The 16,528-nt window shown below is 72.1% G+C and carries 7 protein-coding genes; 6 read left to right on the plus strand and 1 reads right to left on the minus strand.

Annotated features, from left to right (window positions below):
• Positions 1-115: 115 nt before the first annotated feature.
• The gene (locus tag ACFYS8_RS05605) at positions 116-1,270 is read right to left on the minus strand and encodes a cytochrome P450 (RefSeq protein WP_387636132.1); all 1,155 of its coding nucleotides are present in this window, start codon (positions 1,268-1,270) and stop codon (positions 116-118) included.
• 155 nt (positions 1,271-1,425) lie between these two features.
• Here ACFYS8_RS05605 and ACFYS8_RS05610 point away from each other — a divergent pair, with 155 nt between their 5' ends.
• From ACFYS8_RS05610 to ACFYS8_RS05635, 6 genes are read left to right on the plus strand one after another with little or no spacing between them, the layout of a single operon-like run.
• The gene (locus ACFYS8_RS05610; RefSeq protein ID WP_387636135.1) at positions 1,426-2,322 is read left to right on the plus strand and encodes a sterol desaturase family protein; all 897 of its coding nucleotides are present in this window, start codon (positions 1,426-1,428) and stop codon (positions 2,320-2,322) included.
• A gap of 45 nt (positions 2,323-2,367) precedes the next feature.
• Positions 2,368-11,643 carry an amino acid adenylation domain-containing protein gene (locus ACFYS8_RS05615; RefSeq protein WP_387636138.1) on the plus strand — a complete coding sequence of 3,092 codons (9,276 nt, stop codon included), beginning with the start codon at positions 2,368-2,370 and terminating at the stop codon, positions 11,641-11,643.
• Positions 11,630-13,264, plus strand: coding sequence for a phytoene desaturase family protein (locus ACFYS8_RS05620; protein WP_387636140.1), 1,635 nt, complete (start codon positions 11,630-11,632; stop codon positions 13,262-13,264). The genes ACFYS8_RS05615 and ACFYS8_RS05620 overlap by 14 nt, the downstream gene beginning before the upstream one ends.
• A 20-nt stretch (positions 13,265-13,284) precedes the next feature.
• Positions 13,285-14,919: a phytoene desaturase family protein gene (locus ACFYS8_RS05625; protein ID WP_387636866.1), complete on the plus strand. Its 1,635-nt coding sequence runs from the start codon at positions 13,285-13,287 to the stop codon at positions 14,917-14,919.
• Between the two features lie 29 nt (positions 14,920-14,948).
• Complete coding sequence (locus ACFYS8_RS05630; RefSeq protein ID WP_387636142.1) at positions 14,949-16,004, plus strand: MDR family NADP-dependent oxidoreductase; 1,056 nt, start codon at positions 14,949-14,951, stop codon at positions 16,002-16,004.
• A gap of 32 nt (positions 16,005-16,036) precedes the next feature.
• A complete protein-coding gene (locus tag ACFYS8_RS05635) occupies positions 16,037-16,528 on the plus strand; it encodes a peroxiredoxin (RefSeq protein ID WP_387636145.1) in 492 nt (163 codons plus the stop codon).

Consider the following 16,528-nt stretch of genomic DNA (forward strand, 5'->3'; position numbering starts at 1 on the left):
AACCGTACTGACCGGCGCCGGGGAATTCGGCACGAACACGGCGTCAATGCCTCGAAAGAGGTCATTCGCCCCACTGATCGTCAGATCATGTACCACACAAGGGAGTTGAGCCCGATCACCATTCCACCCGAAGGCTGCGCGGGCTGCGGGTGGTGCCGCCCAGGCGCCACTCGACGGCCGCGCCCGGCTCGGCCAGGCGCAGGCCGGGGAGCCGAGTGGCGAGCCGTTGCAGGACCACCTGGAGCTGGGTCCGCGCCAGCCAGGTGCCCAGGCAGTGGTGCGGGCCCGCGCCGAACGCCAGGGTGGGTGCCGGCAGCGGCGCGAAAAGGTCGCCCGCCATGCCGTCCGGGAAGACCGCCGGGTCCCGGTTGGCGCTGCCGAGGCAGACCGCGACCGTCGATCCGGCCGGGATCCGCACGCCGCCGACTTCGACGGCCTCCACCGCCCGACGGGTGGTGAACTCGTCGTCACCCAGCTGGATGTGATGCAGCAACCACTCGGTGGCCGTCCGCGCCCGCTCCTCCTCCGCGAGCTGCGGCCAGCTGCCGAGCCGCTCACCCAGCAGGTACAGCAGCGCGTTGGCGAGGACTCCCGCGACGCTGTCGCTGCCGCTGGCCGCCAGGCCGCCGAGCAGGTACGTCAACCGCTCCTCGGGGATCCCGCCGGCCTGGTCGGCGGCCTGTACCAGGCGGCTCGCCAGGTCCTCGCCCGGCCGGCGCCGTCGCTCGGCCAGCAGCGCGGCCGCGAATTGCGCGAACTCCCGCTGATCCGACGCCAGTTCACCCCCCGCTTCGGCGTCCTCGACGGTCAGGCAGGCGGCCCAGCGCCGCAACCGTCCGGGCTCCAGGCCCTCCAGGCCCATCAGTCGCTCCGCCACCGCGAACGGCAGGACGGAGGTGAGACCGGCGACCAGATCGCCCGGCGGTCCGGCCGCCACCAGGTCGTCCAGCAACCGCCCGACCTCCGCCTCCGCCCAGGGCCGCCACGGGGCGACGGCCCGGACCGTGAACGCGCCCTGCGCGGTGCGCCGCAGGCGCTGGTGGTCGGATCCGTTCTGGTTGTAGAGCGACGCCGGATCGGTGGACACGTTGAGCGCGCCGCCACCCCCGGGCTCCAGGTCGCGGACGAACCGCGGATCGGTCAGCACCTGCCGCACCTCGTGGTACCTGGTCACCAACCAGGCCGCCGAGCCGTCCCGCAGGGTGGCCGACCGCGGCGGGGCCGACTCGGGTAGGTCCAGGGCGTGCAGCGGCGGAAGTTGGGCGGACATGGCACCTCCACGCGAGCGGCGGGATTTGCCGATTACGCTAGCTGATGGATCGTCAGATTTTCTGAAGCCGTGCCACGTCGGTTCCGCGTCGACCGCTCGCCCTGCGGTTAGCATCGAATCCCGTTCAGTTCGGTGACGATTCATCTGGAGGGCCGTTGAACCAGGAAAGATCCTTTGGTCAGACGGCCGAATTTCGCACCGTTCTCCGCTACGCCGCCTATCCCGCCCTGCTGTTCACCGTGCCCGCCTGTGCCGTGGCAACTCTCCACCAGCACTGGGACATCGGCCGCGTCCTCGCCGCGTTCCAGGCCGGCACCATCGGCTACCTCTGGGCCCTCGAGCGGCTCATCCCCTACCGGCGGGACTGGCACCCGGGCGGGCGTGAACTCCGCTGCTACGCCGTCTACTTCGTTCTGACGATGGTGGGCGGGGCACTCGGCCAACTGCTGGTCGCGGCGCTGGTCGCCCGGCTGGCGCCGCCGCATCCGACGCTTCCGCTCCGGGTGGAGATCCCGCTCGCCCTGCTCACCGGTTCACTGGCGAAATACCTCTTTCACCGATGGTCGCACCACCAGCCGTGGCTGTGGCGGCTGCACGGCGTCCATCACGGGCTGGACAAGGTGAACGTCACCAACAACGGCGTCAATCATCTGCTCGACGTCCTGCTCGGGCAGGCGTTGGTGCAACTCGCGCTGGCCTGGCTCGGTTTCTCCCGGGAATCCGTTTTCTGCACCTCGCTGTTCGTCGTCGCCCAGGGCTATTTCGTGCACGCGAACATCGATGTCCGAATCGGCCGGCTGAACCACGTGTTGGGCAGTCCGGAACAGCACCGGCTTCACCACAGCACCGTGTTGGCCGAGTCCGGGCACTTCGGCGCGGACCTCGCGATCTGGGACCACCTGTTCGGCAGTTTCACCTGGCGGCCGGGGCGCCGGCCGGTGGCGGTCGGACTGCACGACCCGGCGAGTTTCCCGCCCACCACCAGCGTCCTCGCCAGCCTGCTGCACCCCTGGCGCCCCGCCCCCGACGCCACCACCGGACCTTCCAGCTGACCCCACCCGTCCCCTGCCGGGGCGCCACGAGACACGGATTGGACCATGACGGACTCGACCGACCAACCCCAGGACCGGATCGCGATCATCGGCATCGGCTGTCGGTTTCCCGGCGGCGTCCGCGACCACCGGAGCTTCTGGCGCAACCTGATCGAGGGCCGGGACTGCATCGTCCCGACCCCGGCCGACCGCTACGACACCACCACCCTGGCCAGCCGGGACCGCGCCAAGCCCGGCCGGCTGATCGCCGGGCGCGGCGGATACATCGACGGCGTCGACGAGTTCGACCCGGAGTTCTTCGGCATCAGCCCGCGCGAGGCCCACCACATGGACCCGCAGCAGCGGAAGCTGCTGGAGGTGGCCTGGGAGGCGCTGGAGGACGGCGGACAGCTGCCGAGCCTGCTCGCCGGACGCGAAGTCGGTGTCTACGTCGGCGCGTTCACCCTCGACTACAAGATCCTGCAGTTCGCCGACCTCGGCTTCGACACCCTGGCCGCGCACACCGCGACGGGCACCATGATGACGATGGTGTCGAACCGCATCTCGCACTGCTTCGACTTCCGCGGCCCCAGCGTCTCGATCGACACCGCGTGCAGTTCCTCGCTGGTGGCGCTGCACCTGGCCCGGCAGAGCCTGCTGCGCGGCGAGACCGATCTCGCCCTGGCCGGCGGCACGTTGCTGCACCTGGCGCCGCAGTACACCATCGCCGAGACCAAGGGCGGCTTCCTGTCCGCCGAGGGCCGCTCGCGCGCCTTCGACGCGACGGCCGACGGCTACGTCCGGGCCGAGGGCGTCGGCGTGGTGGCGCTCAAACGCCTGGCGGACGCACTGCGCGACGGCGACCCGATCCACGCGGTGGTGCTCGGCAGCGGCGTCAACCAGGACGGCCGCACCGACGGCATCACGGTGCCCAGCGCCGATGCCCAGGTCACCCTGGTCCGCCGGGTCTGCGCGGAGGCGGGCATCGCGCCGGGCAGCCTGCAGTACGTGGAGGCGCACGGCACCTCCACCCCGGTCGGCGACCCGATCGAGGCCCAGGCGCTGGGACGGGTCCTCGCCGACGGCCGGGCGCCGGGCGCGCGGTGCTATGTCGGCTCGGTGAAGACCAACATCGGGCACACGGAGGCGGCGGCCGGCATCGCCGGGCTGGTGAAGACGGTGCTGGCCCTGAAGCACCGTCGAATTCCGCCGCACATCAACCTGGAGCGGCCCACCGACGCGATCGACTGGGCCGCGCTGCCGTTCGAGGTCCCGACCCGGGCGGTGGACTGGCCCGCGCACGAGGGCCCGGCCCGGGCGGGCGTGAACTCGTTCGGCTTCGGCGGCACCAACGCCCATGTGCTGCTGGAGGAGGCGCCGGTGCGCGAGGCGCCCGCCCCGCCCGCGCGGATGCCCAGCTGGACCGTCCTGCCGCTGAGCGCCCGGGACGAGGCCGGGCTGCCCGAACTGGCCGCCGGGATCCGGCAGGAGCTCGCCGGCGCGGACGGCCCGCCGGTGGCCCTCGCCGACCTCGGCCACACCCTGGCCCGGCGCCGCGAGCACCACGAGCACCGCCTGTCGGTGGTGTACCGGCCGGAGTCCGCGGCGTCGCTGGACGAGGCGCTCGCCGCCCACCAGCAGGGCGAGCCGCACCCCCGGGTGCTGACCGGCCGGCGGCTCGAGCGCGCGCAGCGGCGGCTGGTGTGGGTGTTCACCGGGATGGGCCCGCAGTGGTGGGGCATGGGCCGCGGCCTGTTCGAGAGCGAGCCGGTGTACCGCGAGACGGTCGAGCGGTGCGACGCCGAGATCCGCCGGCAGGCCGGCTGGTCGCTGCTGGACGAACTCGCGCGCGGCGAGGCCGAGTCGAGGATGGCCGAGACCTGGCTCGCCCAGCCCGCCAACTTCGCCGTGCAGCTCGGCCTGGCCGCGCTGTGGCGCAGCTACGGGGTGCGCCCGGACGCGATCGTCGGACACTCCACCGGTGAGGCCGCCGCGTTCCACGAGGCCGGCGTCCACGAACTCGCCGACGCCGTCGCGGTGATGCTGCACCGCAGCCGGCTCCAGCACCGCCTGGCCGGGACGGGCGGGATGCTCGCCGTCGGCCTGCCCGAGGTGGAGGCCGCCCGCCGGATCCGGCCCTGCCAGGACCTGGTGTCGGTGGCCGCCGTCAACAGCCCGTCCTCCGTCACCCTCTCCGGAGACCTGGACGCCCTGAAGCAGCTGGCCGCCGAGCTGGAGCGGGAGCAGGTCTTCGCCCGCTTCCTGCCGGTCCAAGTGCCCTACCACAGCGTGCGGATGGACCCGATCCGGGATGAACTGCTCGCCGCGCTCGCCGACTTGAAACCGCGCCAAGCCGAAGTCCCGCTGTACCTGACGGCCCGCGAGGGGCGCGCCCACGGCACCGAGCTGGACGCCGACTACTGGTGGCAGAACGTCCGCGAGCCGGTGCGGTTCCGCTCCGCCGTGGACCTGCTGGTCGACGACGGCCACCAGCTGTTCCTGGAGATCGGCCCGCACCCCGTCCTCGGCCACGCGATCCGCGAGTGCCTGGACGGCCGGGAGGCGGCGGGCTGGACGGTGCCGTCGATCCGCCGGGAGGAGGACGAGCCGGAGCGCATCGCCCGCTCGCTGGCCGAACTGCACAACCTGGGCGTCGAGTTGGACTGGGAGGCACTGCACCCCGGCGGCCGCCCGGTGCCACTGCCGGGCTACCCGTGGAAGCGGGACAGGTACTGGGTGGAGCCGGAGCCGGTCGAGCAGATCCGGCTCGGGCGGCTCGACCACCCGCTGCTGGGCCGCCGCACCGCGAACGTCCGGCCGACCTGGGAGGTCCAGCTCGACCTGGAGCGGCTGCCGTACCTGGCCGACCACCGGATCGAGGACGCCGCGGTGTTCCCGGCCGCCGGCTATCTGGAGATGGCCGCGCAGGCGGTACGGGTGCTGACCGGCGCCGACCGGGCGGTGCTGGCGGACGTCGAACTGCCCAAGGCGCTGTTCCTCTCCGAGTCGCTGCCGCCGACCGTCCAACTGGGCTTCGACTCCGACGGGGTGAGCTTCTCCGTCGCCTCGGTCGGCGCCGAGCGCACCATCCACGCCGCCGGTGTGGTCCGCACCGATCAGCGCCGCGGGCCCGCCGCCGCGCCGGACCTGCCCGCAATTCGGGAACGCTCCGCCCGGCGGCTCGACCGGGCCGGCTGCTACCGGGAGCTCGCCGAACTGGGCTACGGCTACGGCCCGGCGTTCCAGCGCATCGAGGAGGTCTGGATCGGCCCCGGGGAGGCCCTGGCGCGGATCTGCCCGGCCGAGCCGCGCCCGGCGGACGCCGACGTCGCGCACGTCCACCCGACCCTGCTCGACGCCTGCTTCCAGGCCCTGCTGACGCCTCAACTCCTCGGCGAGGAAAGCCCGGTGAGCGGCATCCGGCTCCCGCTGTCCATCGCGGAGGTCAGCCTCGACCGGGTCGGCGACCGGCCGTTCTGGGTGCACGCGACCGTCACCCGGGAGAGCGGGGACGAGCTGATCGGCGACCTCACGCTGTACGCCGAGGACGGCGACCTGCTCGGCCGGGTCACCGGCTTCCGCGCGGCCGGCGTCGAGGGCGCCTCGGCCTCCGCGGGTCTGGCCGCGATCGACGGCTGGCTGGCCGAACCGGTCTGGATCGACCAGCCGTTGGCGGACGCCGACGCGCCGGCCCCGGAGCGGCTGGTGGTGCTCGCCGACGCCGCCGGTCTCGCCGAGGAGCTCGCCGCGCAGGTCCGCGAGCGCGGGGGCGCCTGCCACCTGGTCCGGCCGGGCGACAACTACCTTTACAGCGACCGCGGTTCGACCGTCCGGCCCGACTCCGCCGCCGACCTGCGCCGGTTGTTCGAGGACCTCGACGACAGCTTCGACACCGTGCTGCACCTGTGGAACCTGGACCTGCCGTCGCTCGACGCCGTCGGCCGGGAGCAGTTGGCGGACTGCGGCACCCTCGGCGGCTGGTCGCTGATCGCGCTCGCCCAGGTATTGCCGTCCGCCCGGCCCGGCGGGCGGCTGCACATCGTCACCCGGGGCACCCAAGCGGTGGTCGAGGGCGAGCCGGTGGAGCCACTGGGCGCGCCCGCCTGGGGCATCGGGCGGGTGCTGTGGCAGCAGGAACTCGTCGCGCAGCGCGGCAAGTTGATCGACCTGGGGGCGGCGGCCGAGCCGTACGAAGAGGCGGCGGCGCTGCTGCGGGAGCTGGCGGTGGCGGACGCGGAGGAGATCGCGCTGCGCGGCGAGCGGCGCGCCACCTGCCGCCTGCGCCGGCCCGCCGGGCTCACCCGGCCGCTGCCGCTGCGGCTGCGCGCCGACGGCTCCTACCTGGTGACGGGCGCGTTCGGCGCGCTCGGGCGGCTGCTGTGCCGGACGCTGGTCCGGCGCGGCGCGCGGCGGCTGATCCTGGTCGGCCGGACGGCGCTGCCCGCGCGCGAGCAGTGGTCGGAGCTGGACCCGGCGAGTGCGGCGGGTCAACGGGTAGCGTTCCTGCGGGAGTTGGAGGCGCTGGGGGCGCACCCCGTGCCGGTTCCGCTGGACGTGACCGACGAGGCGGCGCTGGCCGACTGGCTGGCGGACTACCGGCGCCGTCAACTCCCGCCCGTACGGGGCGTGTTCCACCTCGCGGGGCAGGTCAGGGACGCGCTGGTGCCCGAGCTGGACCGGGAGGTGTTCGACGCCGCGTGGGAGCCGAAGGTGGTCGGCGCGCACATCCTGCACCGGCACCTGCGCGAGGAACCGCTGGACCACTTCGTACTGTTCGCCTCCATCGCCTCGGTGCTGACCACCGCCGGGCAGACCAACTACGCGGCGGGCAACGCCTTCCTGGACGCGCTGGCCCACCACCGCCGGGCCCGCGGCCTGCCCGCGCTGAGCATCGACTGGGGTCCGTGGGCGACGGGCATGATCGAGGAACTGGGCCTGGTGAGCCACTACCGCGAGGCGCGCGGGATGAGTTCGCTGCCCCCGGCGGCGGGGATGGCGGTGCTGGAGCGGGTCATCGGGCAGGACCGGGCGCAGCTGCTGGTCGCCACGGTCGTCGACTGGCCGGTGTTCCAGGCCTGGTACGCCACACCGCCCGCGCTGGTCGCCGAGCTGGCGGCCGCCGCCGACGTCCCGCAGGCCGCCCCGGCCGGGGGTTTCCCGGCCGCTTTCCGGGCCGCCGATGCCGGGGTGCGGCGCCAGTTGGTGACGGAGCGGTTCACCGAGCTGGTGGCGCACGTGCTGCGGGCGAACCCGGAGCGGATCGACCCGGCGGCCGGCCTGAACAGCCTCGGTCTGGATTCGCTGCTGGCGATGGAGCTGCGCGCCCGCACCCAGGCCGAACTGGGCGTCGCCCTGCCGGTGGTGACGCTGCTGAGCGGCGATCCCTTCGACGAGCTGGTCGAGCGGCTGTACACCGGACTGCTGGAGAAGGCGGCGACCGACGGACCCGCGCCGGAGGCCGAGGTGGAGGTGCACACCGACGAGCACCGGTATCCGCTGACGCACAACCAGAAGGCCCTGTGGTTCCTCAAGCACCTCAACCCGGACGCCTTCGCGTACAACATCGGCGGCGCGGTGGAGATCCGCACCGAGCTCGACCCGGAGCTGATGTTCGACGCCTTCCGGGTGCTGCTGGAGCGGCACCCGGCCCTGCGGGCCAACTTCGTGCTGGAGGACGGCCGGGCCGTCCAGCTGATCTCCCCCGAGGCCCGTCCGGACACCGGCCTGTTCGACGTCCAAGGCCGGGAGTGGGACGAGATCCACGGGATGATCGTCCAGGAGTACCGCAAGCCGTACGACCTCGAACGGGACCCGCTGGTGCGGCTGCGGCTGTTCAAGCGCGGCCCGGACCGCTGGGTGCTGATGAAGGCCGTCCATCACATCGTCTCGGACGCGATCTCGACCTTCACCTTCATCGACGAGCTGTTCACCCTCTACGAGGGGCGGCGCCATGGTCGCCGGGTCGAGCTGCCGCCGATGTCCGCGCGCTACCTGGACTTCCTCAACTGGCAGAACCGCCTGCTCGCGGGGCCGGACGCCAAACCGATGCTGGACTACTGGCGCTCCCACCTGCCGGCCGAGACGCCGGTGCTGGGCCTGCCCACCGACAAGCCCCGCCCGTCCGTGCAGACCCACAACGGGGCGTCCGAGTTCTTCCGGCTGGACGAGGAACTCAGCGCCCGCGTGCAGGAGTTGGCCCGCGAGCACGATGTCACGGTGTTCATGGTGCTGCTCAGCGCGTACTACCTGCTGCTGCACCGGTACTCCGGGCAGGACGACATCATCGTGGGCAGTCCGGTCACCGGCCGCACCCGCGAGGAGTTCGGCTCGGTCTACGGGTACTTCGTCAACCCGCTTCCGCTGCACGTGAATCTGGCCGACCGGCCGTCGGTGGCCGAGCTGCTGGGCCGGGTCCGGGAGACCGTGCTGGGCGGCCTGGACAACCAGGAGTACCCGTTCGTGCTGCTGGTCGAGCAGCTCGGGCTGCAGCGCGACCCGAGCCGCTCGGCGGTCTTCCAGGCGATGTTCATCCTGCTCACCCACAAGGTGGCCACCGACAAGTACGGCTACCACCTCGACTACATCGAACTCCCGGAGGAGGAAGGGCAGTTCGACATCACACTGTCCGCCTATCAGGACCGGGCGGACGGCTGCTACCACTGCGTGTTCAAGTACAACACCGACCTGTTCGAGCCCGCGACGATGGAACGGATGGCCGGGCACTACCGCAACCTGCTGGACGCGCTCACCCGGTCGTCCGCCGAACAGCCCGCCGACCGGCTGCCGCTGCTCGACGCCGCCGAGCGGGAGCGGCTGCTCGACCGGTGGAGCGGCGCGGGGCGCACCGAGCCCGCCGAGCTGCCGGTGCACGAGCTGATCGCCCGGGCCGCCGCCGAGCGGCCCGAGGCCCTCGCCGTGACCCTCCCGGCGCCGGACGGCACCGTCCGGCGGCTCGACTACGGCGAGCTCGACCGCCGCAGCCGCCGGGCCGCCGGGCAGCTGCGCCAACTCGGCGTCCGGGAGGGCTCGGTGGTGGCGCTGTGCCTCGACAAGTCGCCGGAGCAGATCGTCGCCCTGCTGGCCGTGCTCCGGGCCGGCGGCGCCTACCTGCCGCTGGACCCCGGGCACCCGGTGGACCGGCTCGCCTACATGACGTCCAACGCCGACGCCGTCCTGCTGCTCACCGACCGCGACCGCCCCGAACTGGCCGGCCTCGCCCCGCGGGTGCTGACCCTCGACGAACTGGACGCGGCGCCCGAGGGCCCGGCCCCCGAGGCCGTCGCCCTGGACGCCCCCGCGTACGTCATCTACACCTCCGGCAGCACCGGCCGCCCCAAGGCGGTCCGGGTCAGCCACCGCAACCTGGCCTCGGTGTACGCCGGTTGGCGCGCCGAGTACCGGCTGGACAGCGACGTCCGGGTGCACCTCCAGATGGCCGCCCAGTCCTTCGACGTCTTCACCGGCGACCTGGTGCGCGCCCTGTGCTCGGGCGGCCACCTGGTGCTGGTCGACCGCGACCTGCTGTTCGACACCGCCCGGCTGTACCGGACGATGGTGCAGGAGCGCGTCGACTGCGCCGAGTTCGTCCCGGCGGTGGCGCGCGGCCTGCTGGCGCACTGCGAACGCGAGGGCCACCGGCTGGACTTCATGCGGCTGCTGATCGTCGGCTCGGACGCCTGGAAGGTCGAGGAGCACCGGCGCCTGCACGCGCTGTGCGGCCCCGGCACCCGGCTGGTCAACTCCTACGGGCTGACCGAGGCGACCATCGACAGCGCCTGGTTCGAGGGCCCGGCCGACGGCGTCGAACCGGGCCGGATGGTGCCGATCGGGCGGCCGTTCCCGAACAGCGTGCTGTACGTCCTGGACGAGCACGGCGAGCCGGTGCCGCCCGGGGTGGCGGGCGAACTCTGGGTCGGCGGCGCGGGCGTCGCGGACGGCTACGTCGGCGACCCGGAGCAGACCGCCGAACGCTTCACCGTGCGTTCCCCGGGCGGCCGCCCGGTCCGGCTGTACCGGACCGGCGACCTGGCGCACTGGGCCGCCGACGGCACCGTACGGCTGCTCGGACGGGCCGACAACCAGGTCAAGGTGCGCGGCCACCGCATCGAACCCGGCGAGATCGAGACCCAGTTGGCCGCTCTGCCCGGCATCGCCGCCTGCGCCGTGACGGTGCGCCAGGTCGACGACGGCGGCGGCGTGCTGTGCGCCTACTACGTCCCCGAGCCCGGCGCGCAGCCCGACCAGCGCGAGCTGCGCCGCCGACTCGCCGACCGGCTGCCCGCGTACATGACGCCCTCGCACCTCACCGAGCTGCCCGCCCTGCCGCTCACCCCGAACGGCAAGGTCGACACCGCCGCGCTGCCGTCCCCCCGGTTCGACCCGGGCGACGGCGAACCCGAGCCGCCGACCACGCTGTTCGAGGTACGGATGGCCGCGCACTGGACGTCCCTGCTGGGCGTGGAACGGGTCGGCCTGCAGCACGACTTCTTCGAGGCGGGCGGCAGTTCGATCAAGCTGATCGAACTGATCCACCACCTGCGGACCGAGTTCAACGTCTCCATCCCCGTCAGCCTGCTGTTCGAGTCCACCACGCTGCGCGGCATGGCCCGGACCCTGGAGCACGTCATCACCGGCCGGATCGCCGGCGCCCAGCCGTACCTGCGCTTCAACCCCGGCGACGAGAACGGAACGGTGTTCTGCTTCCCGCCCGCCGGCGGGCACGGCCTGGTGTACCGGCAGCTCGCCGCGCACCTGACGGAGTACCAGTTCGTCGCGTTCAACTACCTGACCGGCGAGGACAAAATCGCGCGCTACGCCGACCTGATCGAGTCCTTCCAGGAGCAGGGCCCGTACACGCTGCTCGGCTACTCGCTCGGCGGCAACCTCGCCTTCGAGGTGGCCAAGGAACTGGAACGCCGCTCCCACGAGGTGCCGCACGTGCTCATCGTGGACTCCTACCGGATCACCGACTCCTTCACCCTCGAAGCCGAGCACCTCGACGCCTTCGAGCGCGAACTGCGCGAACACCTGCGCCGGCACACCGGCTCGGACCTGGTCGCCGAGGAGACGCTCAGCCAGGCCCGGGAGTACCTGCACTTCTGCGCCCGCACACCGAACCTCGGCGCCGTCCGCTCACTGATCAGCGTGATCTCCGACCAGGAGAAGGTCCCGTTCTACGCGGCGGGCAACCAGGGCACCTGGCACGGCAGTTCGACCACCCGGACCACCGTGTTCCGCGGCTTCGGAAGCCACGCCGAAATGCTCGACCAGGACTTCGCCGCCCGCAACGCGGAACTGACGCGCGGCATCCTCACGGGAGGGGCGACCGGTGCCGCAGGGTGACGACGGACCCCGGGTGATCGTCATCGGCGCCGGGCTCGGCGGGCTGGCCACCGGCTGCTACGCCCGGATGAGCGGGATGCGGACCCAGATCTTCGAGAAGCACGTCCTGCCGGGCGGCTGCTGCACCGCCTGGTCCCGCAAGGGCTACCTGTTCGACTACTGCATCGACTGGCTGATCGGCACCGCCCCGGGCAACGACGCCAACCGCGTCTGGCGGGAACTCGGCGCCCTCGACGGGAAGAGCGTCACCAACTTCGACCTGTTCAACCGGGTGGTCGACGAGCACGGCCGGGCGGTGAGCTTCTACAACGACCCGGACCGGCTGGAGCACCACCTGCTCGACCTCTCCCCCGCCGACGCCCGCCCGATCCGGGCGTTCTGCCGGGACCTCAGGCGGTTCGCCGCGCTCGACCTACACCCCTTCCTCAAACCGTCCGCCCTGCAGACGCCCCGCGAGAAGCTCGCCACCCTGCGGAAGGTACTGCCCTCGTTCCGGCTGCTGTGGCGGACGGCGGCGACCCCGCTCAACACCTTCGCCGACCGCTTCCAGGACCCGCTGCTGCGCCAGGCGTTCCGCAACATCCTGTTCCAGGACCCGGACGGCTTCCCGCTGCTGCCCTACCTGTACAGCATGGCCGCCGCGCGCAACCTCAACGCCGGTTTCCCGCAAGGGGGTTCGCTGGGCCTGGCACGGTCGGTCGAGCACCGCTACACCTCGCTCGGCGGCGAGATCGCCTACCGCGCCCGGGTCGAACGCATCCTGGTCGAGGACGGGCGCGCGGTCGGCGTGGAACTCCGCGGCGGCGAACGGCACTACGCCGACCACGTGGTCGCGGCCTGCGACGGACAGACCGCCATCTACCGTCTGCTGGAAGGCCGTTGGACCGGGCCGCGGATCGACCGGCTCTACCAGGACGTGCTGCACGAGCCGGGCACGCTGTTCCCGGCCGTGGTCTCGGTCTTCCTCGGCATCGACGGCGAACTCGACGCCGGCGGCCCGCACTGCACCACCTACCTGCTCCCCGCCGAACAGGCCGCCGAACTGCCCGGCGCCCTCCAGCGCGGCCTGGTGGTGCAGCAGCGCTCGCACTACTCGGACGGCTTCGCCCCGCCCGGCAAGTCGGTGATCCACTGCACCTACTTCAGCGACTACCACCACTGGAAGTCGCTGCGCGGCCGGGACCGCCGGGCGTACCGGGCGGAGAAGCAGCGGGCCGCCGACGTGGTCCGGGGCTTCCTGGAGCGGCGGTACCCGGGGATCGGCGAGCGCATCGACCTGATCGAGGTCGCCTCGCCCGCCACCATGGAGCGCTACACCGGCAACAGCTTCGGCAGCATCCTCGCCTGGAAGGCGTTCTCCGGGGCCGACGACCTGGTGACCAAGCTGATCAACCGGGACCGGATGCGCCTGCCCGGACTGAGCGGCTTCTCCATGGCCGGCCACTGGGCCAGCCTCGGCGGCCTGATCCGCGCGGCGTCCAGCGGCCGGTTCGCCGTCCAGTACCTCTGCGAGGAACTCGGCCTGGAGTTCCGGGCCTGGGAGAGCGACAACCAGGACCCCTGGCACCCCGGCAAGCTCGGACACCTGCCCCAACTCGCCCGCTGGAGCGCGTCGGCATGACGGAACCACGCAGAGAGACCATGATCGTCATCGGCGGCGGCCTGGGCGGACTGTCGACCGCCTGCTACGCACAGATGAACGGCTACCGCAGCACCGTCGTGGAGATGCACGAACTGCCCGGCGGCTGCTGCACCGCCTGGGACCGCGGCGACTTCACCTTCGACTGCTGCATCAGCTGGCTGCTCGGCTGCGGACCGGGCAACGAGATGCACCAGATCTGGCTCGAACTCGGCGCCCTCCAGGGCAAGCAGATGCGGCACTTCGACGTCTTCAACATCGTCCGCACCGAACACGGCGAGGTCTACTTCTACTCCGACCCGGACCGGCTCGAGGCCCACCTGCTGGGCATCTCGCCCCAGGACGCCCGCCCGATCCGGGAGTTCTGCGCCGGGCTGCGCAAGTTCCGTGCCTGTCTGGCGAGTTACCCGTTCCTCAAGCCGGTCGGCCTGATGGGGACGGTGGAGCGCTGGCGGATGCTGGCCGGCTTCCTGCCCTACTTCAACGTCGTCCGGCGCTCCATCGGCACCCTGATGACGGACTACTCGGCGCGGTTCCGGCACCCGCTGCTGCGCGAGGCGTTCAACTACATCCTGTACGAACGCCACCCCGCCTTCCCGGTGCTGCCGTTCTACTTCCAGCTGGCCAGCCACGCCAACCTGTCCGCCGGCGTCCCCGAGGGCGGCTCGCTCGGGCTGGCCCGCTCGATCGAACAGCGCTACCTGCGGCTCGGCGGCGAGATCCACTACAACGCCAAGGTGACCGAGGTGCTGGTCGAGGACGACCGGGCGATCGGCGTCCGGCTCAGCGACGGGCGCGAACTGCTCGCCGACATCGTGGTCTCCGCCGCCGACGGCCGCACCACCCTGATGGACCTCCTCAAGGGCCGCTATCTCGGCGACACCTACCGGGAGTTGTACACCAGCACCATCACCCAGCCCGGCATGGTCTTCCCCGGCTACGTCACCGTCTTCCTCGGCCTGCGCCGCCCCTTCCCCGAGGGCGATCCGTGCACCACGTACCTGCTGGACCAGGACCGGGCCGACGCGCTGACCGGCATCCGCCACCCCAGCATCAACGTCCAGTTCCGCAGCCGGCACTACCCCGAACTGTCGCCCCCCGACTCGACCGTCGTCTACGCCAGCTACTTCTGCGACATCGCCCCCTGGCGGGCCCTCAGCACCGGCCCCGAACAGGCCAGCCGGGTGCGCCGCGGCGAGGAACTGCACACCCTGCCCACCGGGCGCGGCAAGGCCTACCAGACCGCCAAGCGCCAAGTCCGGGACACCATCGTGGACTTCCTCGACCAGCGCCACCCCGGCCTGAAGGCCGCCGTCGCGGTCAAGGACGTCTCCACCCCGCTCACCCAGGTCCGCTACACCGGCAACTACGACGGCACCGTGCTCGGCTGGCAGCCGTTCGTGACCAGCGGCGAGACGCTGGAGACCGAGATGAAGCGCAACGGCCCCGTGCTGCCCGGGCTGCGGAACTTCTACCTCTCCGGCGTCTGGGCGACCACCGGCGGCCTGATCCGCGCCGCCGCCGCCGGACGCCACGTCATGCAGTTCGTCTGCCGCGACGACGGCGTGCCGTTCCGCGCCGAGATCGACCGCAGCGCACCCCTGCCCACCCATGTCGTCATCCCCGTAGGCCGTTGAGTCGTTGAGTCGTTGAGGAGAACAGCACCGTGCAGATCGCCAAGTGGGTCGTCCAGGAACACCTCGACGGAGTGCCCGATGCCCGACGGATGTACCGGAAGGTGGTCGAGGACACCGACATCCGACTGCGGGACGACGAAATGCTGTTCCGCACCCGCTACCTCTCGCTCGACCCCTACCTGCACGGCATCACCCTGGACACCCCGATCGGCGACCTGATGGGCGGCGACGCCATCATGGAGGTGGTGGCGGCCGGGCCGCGCGCCCGGTTCGCGGTCGGCGACCTGGTGCAGGGCTACGGCGGCTGGTGCACCCACCTGGTCGGCACCGGGGAGGCCCGGCTGTGGCAGACCGGAACCTTCCCGATGATCTTCCCCGACTACCGCCGCCTCGACCCCGCGCACTACGACGACACCCTGCCGATCAGCACCGCGCTGGGCATCCTCGGCGGCCCCGGCATGACCGCCTGGGGCACCCTGACCAAGTTCATGACCGTCCGCCCCGGCCACACCGTCCTGGTCAGCGCAGCGAGCGGCGCCGTCGGCTCGCTGTTCGGACAGCTCGCCACCCGGGCCGGCGCCCGCGTCATCGGCACCACCAGCTCCGAACAGAAGGCCGATCACCTCACCGGCCTCGGCATCGAACCGCTCCTCTACCGGCACGGCGACCACCCCGACCGGATCGGCGAACTGCTGCGGAAGGCCGCGCCCGACGGCATCGACCGCTACCTCGACAACCTCGGCGGCGCGATCACCGACGCGGCGTTCACCATGCTGAACGTCGACAGCCAGGTCGCGGTCTGCTGGCAGTGGGCCACCCAGGTCGGCAACGACCACACCGGGCCCCGCCTGCTGCCGTACATCATGTTCCCGCGCACCACCGTCCGCGGGATCTTCGCCCCCGAGTGGTTCACCGAGCCCAACTGGACCGCACTCCGCACCGAGGTCGGAAGCCTGGTCCGCAGCGGCGAGATCTTCCACCGCCAGACCGTCCACCAGGGCTTCGACGCCATCCCCACCGCCTACCAGAGCCTGTACGGTGAGGCCCGAACCGCCAACCGGGGCAAGGTAGTTGTCGAACTCTGAAGCACTGCCGCCCCCTCGGAAAGGACACCACGATGGCCCGACCGCCCGAACCGGGCACGCCCGCCCCCGACTTCACGCTGGCCGGGGTACAGCTCGACCAGGACACCGCCCACCGCCGCGAGTACCGGCTCGCGGACTCCAAGGGCACCCCGCTCGTACTGGTCTTCTATCCGGGTGACGACACCCTGGTCTGCACCCGGCAGCTCTGCTCCTACAACTCCGAGCTCGACCAGTTCACCGGACTCGGCGCCGCCGTCTGGTGCATCAGCGGCCAGGACCTCGACAGCCACGAACGCTTCGCCCGCAAGCGCGGCCTGCACCTGCCGCTGCTGGCCGACACCGGCGAGCGGGTCGCCAAGCTCTACGGCATCACCGCGCCGGGCATCGGGGTGCGCCGCTCGGTCTTCGTGATGGACGCCGAGGGCGTGGTCCGCTGGCGGCACGTCGCACTGGCCGGGCTGACCTTCCAGCGGCCCGGCACGCTGATCGAACAGCTCGCCTCACTGGCCTCCTCACCCGCCTGA

Origin of the sequence: Kitasatospora sp. NPDC004615, assembly GCF_042873545.1 — a bacterium.
Classification (GTDB): Bacteria; Actinomycetota; Actinomycetes; order Streptomycetales; family Streptomycetaceae; genus Kitasatospora.

What these genes read in the sequence shown, in the direction of transcription:
- ACFYS8_RS05605 (WP_387636132.1), bottom strand. Translation starts at nt 1,270, where the DNA reads ATGTCCGCCCAACTTCCGCCGCTGCACGCCCTGGACCTACCCGAGTCG.
- ACFYS8_RS05615 (WP_387636138.1), top strand. Translation starts at nt 2,368, where the DNA reads ATGACGGACTCGACCGACCAACCCCAGGACCGGATCGCGATCATCGGC.
- ACFYS8_RS05625 (WP_387636866.1), top strand. Translation starts at nt 13,285, where the DNA reads ATGATCGTCATCGGCGGCGGCCTGGGCGGACTGTCGACCGCCTGCTAC.
- ACFYS8_RS05635 (WP_387636145.1), top strand. Translation starts at nt 16,037, where the DNA reads ATGGCCCGACCGCCCGAACCGGGCACGCCCGCCCCCGACTTCACGCTG.